This window comes from Gordonia sp. SCSIO 19800, assembly GCF_018132775.1.
In the GTDB taxonomy this organism is placed as follows: domain Bacteria; phylum Actinomycetota; class Actinomycetes; order Mycobacteriales; family Mycobacteriaceae; genus Gordonia; species Gordonia hongkongensis.
In genome coordinates, this window is sequence record NZ_JAGRQM010000042.1 from 1 (window position 1) to 12,017 (window position 12,017).

The 12,017-nt window shown below is 66.1% G+C and carries 9 protein-coding genes and 1 tRNA gene; 5 read left to right on the forward strand and 5 right to left on the reverse strand.

Annotated elements, in window-relative coordinates:
- Positions 1 to 316 precede the first annotated feature (316 nt).
- The 3 genes from KB201_RS24310 to KB201_RS24320 are packed head-to-tail and all read right to left on the reverse strand — an operon-like array spanning position 317 to position 4,815.
- Positions 317 to 1,402, reverse strand: coding sequence for an isocitrate/isopropylmalate dehydrogenase family protein (locus tag KB201_RS24310; protein WP_058251844.1), 1,086 nt, complete (start codon positions 1,400 to 1,402; stop codon positions 317 to 319).
- Positions 1,402 to 4,182 (reverse strand): DNA polymerase I, encoded by a 2,781-nt coding sequence (gene polA / locus KB201_RS24315; protein ID WP_058251843.1) that lies wholly within the window; start codon positions 4,180 to 4,182, stop codon positions 1,402 to 1,404. Before polA ends, KB201_RS24310 begins: the two co-directional genes overlap by 1 nt.
- Positions 4,183 to 4,242: 60 nt before the next feature.
- Positions 4,243 to 4,815, reverse strand: a complete 573-nt coding sequence (locus tag KB201_RS24320; protein WP_058251877.1) for a hypothetical protein — start codon at positions 4,813 to 4,815, stop codon at positions 4,243 to 4,245.
- A gap of 260 nt (positions 4,816 to 5,075) precedes the next feature.
- Between KB201_RS24320 and KB201_RS24325 the strand changes: the two genes are divergently transcribed.
- From KB201_RS24325 to KB201_RS24340, 4 genes are read left to right on the forward strand one after another with little or no spacing between them, the layout of a single operon-like run.
- The gene (locus tag KB201_RS24325; protein WP_058251876.1) at positions 5,076 to 6,329 is read left to right on the forward strand and encodes a branched-chain amino acid ABC transporter permease; all 1,254 of its coding nucleotides are present in this window, start codon (positions 5,076 to 5,078) and stop codon (positions 6,327 to 6,329) included.
- Between the two features lie 3 nt (positions 6,330 to 6,332).
- Positions 6,333 to 7,322, forward strand: coding sequence for a branched-chain amino acid ABC transporter permease (locus KB201_RS24330; protein WP_058251842.1), 990 nt, complete (start codon positions 6,333 to 6,335; stop codon positions 7,320 to 7,322).
- Positions 7,315 to 8,370 carry an ABC transporter ATP-binding protein gene (locus KB201_RS24335; protein WP_058251841.1) on the forward strand — a complete coding sequence of 352 codons (1,056 nt, stop codon included), beginning with the start codon at positions 7,315 to 7,317 and terminating at the stop codon, positions 8,368 to 8,370. The genes KB201_RS24330 and KB201_RS24335 overlap by 8 nt, the downstream gene beginning before the upstream one ends.
- Positions 8,367 to 9,179: an ABC transporter ATP-binding protein gene (locus tag KB201_RS24340; RefSeq protein ID WP_058251840.1), complete on the forward strand. Its 813-nt coding sequence runs from the start codon at positions 8,367 to 8,369 to the stop codon at positions 9,177 to 9,179. Before KB201_RS24335 ends, KB201_RS24340 begins: the two co-directional genes overlap by 4 nt.
- A gap of 93 nt (positions 9,180 to 9,272) precedes the next feature.
- Here the strand turns inward: KB201_RS24340 and KB201_RS24345 are convergent, their stop codons facing one another.
- Both KB201_RS24345 and KB201_RS24350 read right to left on the reverse strand, forming a co-directional pair.
- Positions 9,273 to 10,637: an ABC transporter substrate-binding protein gene (locus KB201_RS24345; RefSeq protein WP_058251839.1), complete on the reverse strand. Its 1,365-nt coding sequence runs from the start codon at positions 10,635 to 10,637 to the stop codon at positions 9,273 to 9,275.
- A 194-nt stretch (positions 10,638 to 10,831) separates the two neighbouring features.
- Positions 10,832 to 11,455 carry an ANTAR domain-containing response regulator gene (locus tag KB201_RS24350; protein ID WP_058251875.1) on the reverse strand — a complete coding sequence of 208 codons (624 nt, stop codon included), beginning with the start codon at positions 11,453 to 11,455 and terminating at the stop codon, positions 10,832 to 10,834.
- 111 nt (positions 11,456 to 11,566) lie between these two features.
- Here KB201_RS24350 and KB201_RS24355 point away from each other — a divergent pair.
- Positions 11,567 to 11,640, forward strand: a tRNA-Leu gene (locus tag KB201_RS24355).
- Positions 11,641 to 12,017 lie beyond the last annotated feature (377 nt).

A 12,017-nucleotide genomic window follows, 5' to 3' on the forward strand; every position in this document is an offset into this window, starting at 1 on the left:
GTTGGGATAACCAAGCCCCTACGACCACATCAGGAGGATGTCCCAGTTACCAGCCCTTCCAGCTATTACTAGGAGCGGCCGGAGCTTGCGGAGGCTGCGTCACCACCTGCTCCCTGAGGAGCGGCCGGAGCTTGCGGAGGCTGCGTCACGAAGGGTCCTGGTGAGACGGGTTGCGGGACCCTTCGCGGCTCGTCGCTTGCGCTCCTCGCACCTCAGGGAGCAACGGGGGTCGTCGCTTGCGCTCCTCGCACCTCAGGGAGCAGTAATCGGCCTCCCTCCGAGCACAACGAGTTCTTTCGTAGTCCGCTCGCAGAGCTCACCGCTCGACGATCCGCCGGACCACCGCGTCGGCGAACTCGGCGGTGCTCGCCTCGCCGCCCAGGTCGCGGGTCGCGGTGTGCGCGAGCGTCTCGGCAACCGCCGAGTCGATCCGGGCACCGGCCGCGACGAGGGCCGCGTCGTCGGTCATCTGCCCGTACCTCTGAAAACCCATTGCCACAGAGGCGATCATCGCGACCGGGTTCGCGATGCCGCGCCCGGCGATGTCGGGTGCGGCACCGTGCGACGCCTGCGCCATCACGCGGGACTCCGAGCTGTTGACCGAACCGGCGATGCCCAGCGAACCGGCGAGCTCGCCGGCGAGGTCGGACAGGACGTCGCCGAAGAGGTTCTCGGTGACGAGGACGTCGAAGTCCGCGGGACGCCGAACCAGCAGGGCCGCCATGGCATCGACGTGTTGCTCGGACACCTCGATCTCGGGGAACCCGGCGGCGATGTCGCGACATGCATCCCGGAACAGGCCGGTGGTCATGCGCAGGACGTTCGCCTTGTGCACGATGGTCAACCGCGGCTGCCGGTCGGAACCCGCACGCTCGATCGCGGCGGCGCATGCGACTCGCGCGATTCGCTCCGACGCCGCGCGTGTGACGAGCCCGACCGCCAGTGCCACGTCGGGTGTCGGCATGAATTCGCCACTGCCGACCGCCATGTTGCGATCGGCGTAGAAGCCCTCGGAATTCTCCCGCACGATCAGGACATCCATGTCCGACCGGAGCGCCGGAACACCCGGAAATGCCTGGGCGGGACGGAGATTGGCGAACAGGTCGTACCGGGTTCGCAGGACCGCTCCCGGCGTGCGGTCCCCATGATCCGGCGGGTACGCCGCCGAGTCGTGGGGACCGACGATCCAGAAGCCGAGCTCGTCGAGGGCCGTCAGCGTCTCCGCGGGCACCGGATCTCCGTGCGACGTGATCGCAGACAGCCCGAAAGGTAAGTGCTGCCAACTGATCTCGATCGCCTCCGCACGAGCGGCTGCCTCGGCGATCGTCACCGCCGCCGGCACGATCTCGGGTCCGATCCCGTCCCCGACGAGGACTCCGAACTCTCTGTCCCGGTCACCCATCAGTGAGCTGCGTCGTCCCAGGAGCGGCCGAACCCGACCGACACCTCCAGCGGGACGGACAAGGTGATGGCATTGCCCATCTCTTCGCGCACAACGGCCTCGACGGCCTCCCGCTCACCCGAGGCGACCTCGATCACGAGTTCGTCGTGGACCTGGAGAAGTGTTCGCGACGTGAGCCCTTCAGCCGCGAGGCGCTTGTGGACGTTGATCATCGCGACCTTGATGATGTCGGCGGCGGTGCCCTGGATGGGAGCGTTGAGCGCCATCCGTTCCGCGGACTGCCGGCGCTGCCAGTTGTCGCTGTTCAGATCGGGCAGATACCGCCGGCGACCGAACAGTGTTGCGGTGTACTCGTTTCGGCGGGCCTCGGCGACCACGTCGTGCAGATAATCGCGCACCCCGCCGAACCGCGCGAAGTACGCCTCCATCTGCTCCTTGGCCTCGTCGCGGCTGATCTTGAGCTGGGCGGCGAGCCCGAATGCGCTGAGCCCGTAAGCGAGTCCGTACGACATGGCCTTCACCCGGTGGCGCATCTCGGTGGTGACCTCGTCGATCGGCACCCCGAAGGCCCGTGACCCGACGAAGTTGTGGAGGTCTTCCCCGGTGTTGAAGGCCTCGATGAGGCCGGCGTCCTCCGACAGGTGGGCCATGATCCGCATCTCGATCTGGCTGTAGTCGGCGGTCATGAGGCAGTCGTAGGGCACACCGGTCGCGGTGTCGGCGCCGACGATGAAGCCCCGCCTGATCTCGCGGCCCGCCTCGGTACGCACCGGGATGTTCTGCAGATTCGGTTCGGTGGACGAGAGGCGTCCCGTCGCGGCGATCGTCTGATTGAACGTCGTGTGAATACGTCCGTCGTCCGCGACCGACTTCAGCAGCCCGTCGACAGTGACCTTCAGCCGCGTCGCGTCGCGGTGCTCGAGGAGGTGTGCGAGAAAGGGATGCTCGGTCTTCTCGTACAACGACTGCAACGCGTCGGCGTCGGTGGTGTAGCCGGTCTTGGTCTTCTTCGTCTTCGGCATGTCCAGCTTGTCGAAGAGAATGGTCTGCAACTGCTTCGGCGAACCGAGGTTGATCTGTTCTCCGATGACCTCGTAGGCCGCCTCGGCCGCGGCGCGGATCCGGTCGGCGAACATCCGCTCGAGGGCACCGAAATGGTCGACGTCGACGGCGATGCCCGCGGCCTCGGCATCGGCGAGCACGAACGACAGCGGCAGTTCCATCTCGGTGAGCAGCGGTTTGGAGTCGATCCGGTCCAGTTCCGTGTCGAGCGTGTCGGCGAGTTCCTGGACCGCCCGCGCCTCGAGCATGTGCTGTTCGGCCACCCGCCCGTCCGAATCGTCGTCGAGCAACGACATCTGGCCGTCGCCCGGGCCGCCGTCGGCGCGCAGTTCACGACGCAGGTAGCGCAGCGCGAGGTCGTCGAGGTTGAACGTCCGTTGTCCCGGTCGGACCAGGTAGGCGGCGAGCGAGGTGTCGCTGGTGACACCGTCGAGTTTCCAGCCGCGTGAGCGCAGTGCGTGTACGGCCCACTTCGCCTCGTGAACCGCCTTCGGCGCGGTCGGGTCGGCGAACCAATCCCCCAGTGCCGCCTCGTCTTCGGGATTCAGCGCGGTCACGTCGACATACGCCGACGTCCCGTCGGCGGCCGCGATCGCCACCCCGGTCGGGTCCGCGCCGACCACGACATGCGGGGCGGTGACGGCGAGACCGACGCGACCGGTGCGCGCATGTTCGGTCAGCCATCCGGCGACCTCACCGGCACCCAGGACCGCACCGTCGAGATCGAAACCTGCTTCCGCCTCGGGTTCGACAGAACTCAACGTCGAGAAGAGACGGTCCCGCAACACCCGGAATTCCAGGTCGTCGAACAGCTGGTGGATACGGTCCCGGTCCCACCCCACCATGGCCAGGTCGTCGGGAGACGTCGGCAGCTGCATGTCCCGGACGAGCTCGGTGAGCTGCCGGTTGGTCTGCACCGACGCCAGATGCGCGCGTAACGCGTCGCCGACCTTGCCCTTGACCTCGTCGACGTGATCGACGAGGGCCGCGAGCGACCCGTACTCGCGGATCCACTTCGAGGCGGTCTTCTCCCCGACCCCGGGGATACCCGGCAGGTTGTCGCTGGGGTCACCGCGCAGCGCGGCGTAGTCGGGGTACTGGGTGGGGGTGAGACCGTACTTCTTCTCGACCTCCTCGGGCGTGAACCGCGTGAGGTCCGAGACACCCTTGCGCGGATAGAGCACCGTGGTGGAGGCGTCGACGAGCTGCAGCGAGTCGCGGTCACCGGTGACGATCAGGACCTTGTATCCGTCCTCACGCGCCCGGGTCGCCAGGGTCGCGATGATGTCGTCGGCCTCGTAACCCTCGATGGCCAACACCGAGACACCCAGCGCGTCCAGGACCTCTTTGGTGAGATCGACCTGGCCGTTGAACTCGTCCGGGGACTTGGACCGCTGCGCCTTGTACTCCGGATACATCTCTGACCGGAACGTCTTGCGTGAGACGTCGAAGGCCGCGGCGATGTGCGTGGGCTCCTCATCGCGCAGCAGGTTGATCAGCATCGAGGTGAAGCCGTAGACGGCGTTGGTCGTCTGCCCCGAATGGGTTTTGAAGTTCTCCGCCGGGAGCGCGAAGAACGCCCGGTACGCCAGGGAGTGCCCGTCGAGCAGCATCAACACCGGCTGCTTGGTCTTGCCCTTGGCGCCGGGTGCCGCCTTGCCCGTCGATCCGGTGGCCTTGGCTGGGGTCGTTGCCGGGGAACTCTGCGCTGGACTCACAATCGCCGAGTCTAGTGACCGCCCCCGACACAGCCTGCCGGACTCCTCACACTCGGCCTCTCACGGGAGGGGCCGGTACATGGACCACACCTTGGGGCCGTCGAGCGGCAGTTCGAACTCCTCGGTCACGCTGAACCCGAAACGCTCGTAGAGCGGCACGTTGCGGACGTTCGAGCACTCGAGGTAGGCGGGTCCGTCGATCTGCTCGAGTCGATGCCCCAGGAGAGACGTGCCCACCCCGACCCCGTGCACCGGCGCCCCGATCTGACCGAGGTACCAGTGCGGCTCCTTGGGACGTCGTTTGCCGAACTCCTCCTCGAGCTTCATCCCGCGGCTCATCCGCGAGCCCATCGCCCGGAAGAAGCCGACCATCGACACCATCTGCGACAGGGCCGAGACCTTGTGGCCCGGGGGATCCCAGGCGGCGGCACCGACCGGTTGCCCGTCACGCATCGCGAGATCGAGCGTCGAATTCGGGCCGTGGCTGTACTTGAGCAGGGTGCGGAACATGATGAGATGCCGCGCCGTGTCGGGCTGCATCCAGACCGTCACCGGGTCGTCGGCGAAGGCCTGTGCCAGCAACGAAGCGGCGAGTTCGACGTCTGTGGTGGTGGACACGCTGACCGGGACCATCGGACCAGCGTACGACCCGGATCGGGTCTCCGACAGCACATCGCGACTTCCCGACTGGGCAGCGTCGAGGAGAAGTTACCTCCGGGAAACGTCGTTGTCGCCACGTGGTGACGACGCTGGCGCTAATGTCCCGCAGGGTGACATCGCAACGCGCCGGCACCGCGCCGCAGACGCCGCCACGATGCGCTCTCGACGACCGTCCCGATCGCGAGAGCCATCCGTCTGGCCACCTTCCACCGATGCGCCGGTCGGCGATCGCGATGCTGGTGTTTCTCGCCGCGTCGATGCTGTTCGGGCTGTTCGGCGCCTCCCCGGCCGCGGCCGCGCCCGGCGACTCGGTCCGCGTCTTCGGCGTGCTGCGCAACGGTACGGACAAGGTCGCCGGCGTCGAACTCGAGGCCAAGGACGCATCCGGAACCGTTGTCGGCACCGCGACCTCGTCGGCCACGGGTGCGTGGTCCATCAACGTGCCACCCGGCCAGTACACGATCGTCATCAACACCGACTCACTCCCCGACGGCGTCGAGGTCCAGAAGGCGGAGCTGCCCGTCGACGTCAGCGGTGGCACCGCGCGACCGGTCATCTTCTCCTTCGGCGATGTCCGCACCGGCACCGAGGTGTCGGCAGTCTCCGAACTGACACGGCTGGCCATCGACGGCATACGCTTCGGCCTGATCATCGCGATCACCGGCGTCGGTCTCAGCCTCATCTTCGGCACGACCGGACTGACGAACTTCGCGCACGGCGAGTTGGTGACACTCGGCGCGGTGATCGCATGGGTGATCAACGTCAAGCTCGGCGTCCAGCTGATCCCGGCGACGATCCTGGCGGTGATCGTCGGTATCGGTATCGGCATCCTCAACGAGCTCGGTCTGTGGAGACCGTTGCGAAGACGACGAACCGGGCTGATCGCCATGCTCGTCGTGTCGATCGGCCTGTCGCTGGTGCTTCGCTACCTGATCCTGATCTTCTTCTCCGATCGCGCCGAACCGTTCGACGACTATCAGGCGCAGACCCAGATCGGCTCGGGCCCCTTCGCGATCACACCGGTCAACCTGGCCTGCATCATCATCAGCATCGTGGTCCTGCTCGGCGTCGCACTGCTGTTGCAGCGCACCAGGATCGGCAAGGCCATGCGAGCGGTCGCCGACAACAAGGATCTCGCCGAGTCGTCGGGTATCGACGTCGACCGGGTCATCTTGTTCGTGTGGGCCCTGGCGGGCGGTCTGGCCACACTCGGCGGCGTGATGTTCGCGCTCTCCGAGCTCGGCGGCCGGGTGCAGTGGGAGATGGGCTTCAAACTGCTCCTGCTGATGTTCGCCGGCATCACACTCGGCGGTCTCGGCACGGCCTACGGCGCACTGCTCGGGTGTGTCATCGTCGGTCTGCTGGTCCAGTTGTCGACCTACATCCTCAGTCCGGACCTGAAATACATCGGCGGGCTGCTGATCCTGATCATCATCCTGACCATCCGGCCCCAGGGCATTCTCGGATCTCGAGCGAGGATCGGCTGACCCATGGACATCATCTCAGCGCTCCAGATAGCGATCGCCCAGCTGATCGGCCCGTCGGCGATCTTCTACGCCCTGCTGGCCATCGGCCTGAACCTGCACTTCGGCTACGCCGGCCTGCTCAACTTCGGCCAGATCGCCTTCGCACTGCTCGGCGGATACGGCGTCGGGATCATGGCGGTGAACTACGACCAGCCGTTGTGGCTCGGCGCCATCATCGGCATCGCCGCGGCCGGGATGCTGGCCGTGGTGCTCGGCCTCCCGACCCTGCGTCTGCGCGCGGACTACCTGGCAATCGTCACCATCGCCGCATCGGAGATCCTGCGTCTGGTCTTCCGTTCGACGTCGACCGACGATTTCACCCGCTCCACCAACGGCATCTACGGATACGCGGGCAGCTTCTTCTCCATCAGCCCGTTCGACAACGGCAAGCAGTACTCGTTCCTCGGGGTCAAGTTCCTCGGCGGCGACCTGTGGTCGATGGTGGTCGGCTGGATCGTCGTCGGCCTGCTGTGTGTGATGGTGTACCTGCTCGTCCGCAGTCCGTGGGGCCGCGTCCTCAAGGCGGTACGCGAGGACGAGGACGCCGCCCGCTCGCTGGGTAAGAACGCGTACTTCTACAAGATGCAGGCCCTGGTACTCGGCGGTTGCATCGGCGGCCTCGCGGGTGTCTTCAATGCCTTTGCAACGCAGTCGATCAATCCCGACTTCTATTCGACCGCACAGACCTTCTTCGCCTACGGCGCGCTGATCCTCGGCGGGGCGGCGACGGTGTTCGGCCCGGTGCTCGGTGCCATGCTGTTCTGGTTCCTCCTCGCCGTGCCCGACGCACTGCTGCGGCAGGCCACGTCCGGCGACGACCCGCTGTTGAATCTGTCCGCGCAGCAGGTCGGCGCATTCCGCTACGTTCTGCTCGGTCTGGCGATCATCCTGATGATGGTGTTCAGACCGCAGGGCCTGCTCGGGAACAAGAGGGAGGTGCAGCTCGATGCCTGACGACTCCGCCTACACGGGTACTGCGGCCATCCGGGCGACGCGCCGGGACCTCACCGCGTTGTCGGCCGCGGAGCGTGCCCAGCTGTTCGCCGGCGTTGCCGCCGAGTCGGGTTCGCCCAAACCCGATCCGATCATCGTGGTGGACAACATCTCCCGCACTTTCGGCGGCATCAAGGCGGTGCAGGTCGATCATCTCGAGGTGCAGCGCGGCGCCATCACCGGCCTCATCGGCCCCAACGGCGCGGGCAAGACCACCTTCTTCAACCTGATCACCGGCTTCGACAAGCCCGACTCCGGCACGTGGTCGCTCAACGGCGACTCCCTGGGCCGGATGGTTCCGCATCAGGTGGCCCGCCGCGGCATGGTGCGCACCTTCCAGCTCACGAAGGCTCTCGCGAAACTGACTGTGCTGGACAATGTCCGGCTCGGCGCAACCGGGCAGCGGGGCGAGCATTTCCTCGCCGCACTCGCGCCCTGGGTGTGGCGCAGACAGGAGGCCGAGGTCACCGAACGCGCACACGAGTTGCTCCGGCGCTTCAAGCTCGACGCCAAGGCCGACGATTTCGCCGGCTCCCTGTCGGGCGGGCAACGCAAGCTGCTGGAGATGGCGCGCGCGCTGATGACCGACCCCGAGATCGTGATGCTCGACGAGCCCATGGCCGGTGTCAACCCGGCCCTCACCCAGAGTCTGCTCGAACACATCAAGTCGTTGCGGGACGAAGGGGTCACGGTCGTCTTCGTCGAACACGACATGGACGTCATCCGCGACATCAGCGACTGGGTCGTCGTGATGGCCCAGGGTCAGATCATCGCCGAGTCGCTCCCGGATCGGTTGGGCGACAACGACGCCGTCGTCGACGCGTACCTCGGCGGGCACCACGACCAGGCCCTCGAGTTCGACGACCAGGGTCGGCCGGTGGGCGCCACCGCCGTACTCGCCGAGAAGGTCGAGGCGGCCATCGAGGCGACGCTGGAGGACGGCGGGGATCTCTCGGAGGTCACCGAACTGCCCCCCACGACCCCGGACACGAAGAAGGACGGACGATGAGCACCGACCCCGGTCCCGGACAGCTGACGCCCGCGCAACTCGCGGCCACCGCCGAGGAGCACCGCAAGCTGGCCGGCAACGCCCTGATGCGGGCCGACGACATCACCGCCGGCTACCTGCCCGGCATCAACATCCTCGAGGAATGCAACTTCTACCTCGGTGACGGGGAGATCGTCGGGATCATCGGCCCCAACGGTGCCGGGAAGTCGACGCTGTTGAAGACCCTGTTCGGACTGATCCCGGTGCGCAAGGGTTCGGTGACCCTCCGTGGCGACGACATCACCTCGGCCAAGGCCCATGTTCTCGTCGACAAGGGTGTCGGTTACGTCCCGCAGACACAGAATGTGTTCCCCGCGTTGACGATCGAGGAGAATCTCGAGATGGGCGTCTATCTGCGGCCCAAGACCTTCGCCAAGCGGTTCGACTTCGTGTCCGAACTCTTCCCGCTGCTCTCGGAACGGCGAAAGATCAAGGCAGGTGCGCTGTCCGGCGGCGAACGGCAGATGGTCGCGATGGGCCGTGCGCTGATGATGGACCCGGCGGTACTGCTACTCGACGAGCCGTCGGCCGGTCTGTCCCCGATGTTCCAGGACGAGGTGTTCATCCGCTGCAAGGCGATCAACGCCACCGGCGTCTCGATCATCATGGTCGAGCAGAACGCCCGGCGGTGCCTGCAGATCTGCGACCGCGGGTATGTCCTCGACCAGGGCCGCAACGCCTACACCGACACCGGCCGCAACCTGGCCACCGACCCCAAGATCATCGAGCTCTACCTCGGCACGCTCGCGGGCAGCTCCGAGAAGAACTGAGGTCATAGGCCCGTCCCGACGGCACTTCCCCCCGCCGACCGCACCGACGACGAGACCCCCGGCCGAAGCCGGGGGTCTCGTCGTGTGCGGGTCTTACTGCGCCGCGACCGAGACGTACTTGCGCGTCGGGGTGAGCAGCTTGTTGGCGTCGTCGAACTCCAACACACCGTACGAGCCGACACTCGGCTCACCGGCTGCGTTGAACGCCAGGTTGCCGGTCTTGCCGACGTAGGCGATCGTCTTGCCACCGTTCAGCAGGTCCAGGCAGGCCTGGTAGGAGTCGCAGTTCTCCTCGCCGTTGGTCACCCCGATGATGTTTGCCGCGATCGCGCGGCCGTCGGTCGACTTGGCCGCGGTGGCCGCGAGAGCACTCAGCACCGTGGCGTCGTAACTCTCACCCGAGTAGTTGAAGTCGATGAGATCGCCGTCGACCTCCTTCAGGGCCGCCTGGAAGTCACCGCTGGTCTGGGTGAGCGGCGTGGTGCCCTTCATACCTGCGAGCAGGCCCGGACCGACAGCCTCACCGAGGGCGTTGCCCATGTTGCCGTCGACACCGTAGACGAGCTTGCCGTCGCTCGGGCCGATGCCCACCTCGTGCATACGGGTGATGATCTTGGCGCTCTCCTCGAAACCGATGACCGCGATGCCGTCCGGGTTGAAGTTCTTCACCTGATCGACCTCGGCGTTGAACGACTGGGCGTTCGGGTCGTAGATGATCTTCTGGATCTGGTCGGCCGGGACACCCGCGGCCTCGAGATCGCGAACGGTGTTGTCGGCCAGTCCGGTTCCGTACGGGTCGTTGAGCGCGAGGATCGACACGCGCTGCACGCCGTCCTCGGCCATCGTCTGCGAGAGCGCCTGCGCCTGGAGGGTATCCGCCGGTGCGGTGCGGAAGTACTGCCCCTTGTCCTCGTAGCAGGTGAATTCGTCGGAGGTGTTGGCGGGCGAGAACATGACCGCACCCGCGTTGGCGACCTTGTCGATCACCTTCAACGACACCGAGGACGACGCGGCACCGATGATCACCTGCGTTCCGGCGCTGAGTTCGCGGTCGACGGTGGCGTTGGCCGTGTCTGTCGTGGTGTCTCCGGAGTCACCGGTGACCAGCTCGACGGGTTGATCGAGAACCCCGCCGGCGGCATTGATGTCCTTGATCGCGAGCTCCACGCCCGCCTCCATGGGCGGTCCGAGGAAGGCCAGGGAACCGGTCGCCGGAAGCAGGGTGCCGACCTTGAGTGCGGCCGTGCTCGCCGGGCCGGGGACAGCCTTGGGCGGGTTGCACGCCAGCTTCTGCGCGAGGCCGAGGCCCGGAGGTGCGGGGGTCGACTCGACGGCGGCACTCGACGACGCCTCGGAACCGCCGTCGGAACCCGAATCTGAACTGCTACAGCCCGCGATCACCAGCGTCGCCGCCGCGGTCACGACCACTGCCCCGCTCCTCAAAAAGCGTACGGACATCGATGCTCTCCTTGCGTCTGGCCTCTGCGTTCGGCGGTCGGCCGGTGCGTTCGGCGTTTGTCACGAAGGCGGCGCATCGCCGAAGGGCGAACCGCGCCTCGCAGGAGAAAAGCTAGCGCGATCTTGTTGCGGCTGCGTAAAGACAGTGAAACTGGTTTGCGCGCAGAGGCATTGCGTCGTCCAGGGGTTCTGGATCAGTCGCTGCCGAGCGTCTCGACGACAACCTGCGCAACGGCTTTCATGGTGGTCCGGCGGTCCATGGCCGCGCGCTGTATCCATTTGAAGGCCTCTGGTTCGGACAGAGCCTGCTTCTCCATCAGCAGGCCCTTGGCCCGCTCCACGAGCTTGCGGGTCTCCAGCCGCTCGTTCATGGTCGCGACCTCGCGCTCGAGCTGTTTGAGCTCCTGGTAGCGACTCACCGCCACCTCGATGGCCGGCACCAGATCGGCCTTCGTGAACGGCTTGACGAGATAGGCCATGGCGCCGGCGTCGCGCGCCTTGTCGATGAAGTCGCGCTGGCTGAACGCGGTCAGCATGACGACCGGGGCGAGTCGCTTCTCGGCGATCTCGGTCGCGGCATCGATACCGTCGCGCACCGGCATCTTGATGTCCATGATGACGAGGTCGGGCGACAGCGACTCGGTCAGTTCCACCGCGACCTGCCCGTTCGGCGCTTCCCCGACGACCTCGTACCCCTCTTCGCGGAGCATCTCGATCAGGTCCATCCGGATCAAGGAATCGTCCTCGGCCACCAGCACGCGGTGTGTTGTCGTGGTCTCACCGGCTGCGGTCGTCGCACTGTCGGTCACCGTCACCATCCCCTCCTCCACGTCGCTGACGCCACGTCTGTGTGCACGCAGAGTACCGGTTGGCAGGCCGCTCGGCCGATCATCTAGAGTTGGTTCCCGGCGCGGGCAACCCGCGCACTGGCCCCCGTAGCCCAATTGGCAGAGGCAACGGATTCAAAACCCGTCCAGTGTCAGTTCGAGTCTGACCGGGGGCACGTAGCTCACATGTTCAAAGGTGGTTTCCGGGTTCTCGTCCTTGCCATGCACAGATGACGCATGGCAGACGCATGACACCCGATCTCCCCGCCTCAGTCTTTTGCCTCTCCGACCGACAGGTAATCACCCTTCCCTGTTTCGCTTCGTCTCCGTCGGTGTAAACGCCGACTGGAAAACACCCGTATGGACCCGATTCCCGATTCAAACCCGGCGCGATTCATGTCGTCTAACGCCATGCTCATAGATTGTCCTCTCACTGATGAGCACTGGACTTACACAGACCATCTGACACCCCCGCCCTAGTGGTGTGTCTCGCAATTGTCTAGCTCGTTGTTCGGTAGGCTGGGTTGATGAGTGCACCGGCAGCGTGTTTGCG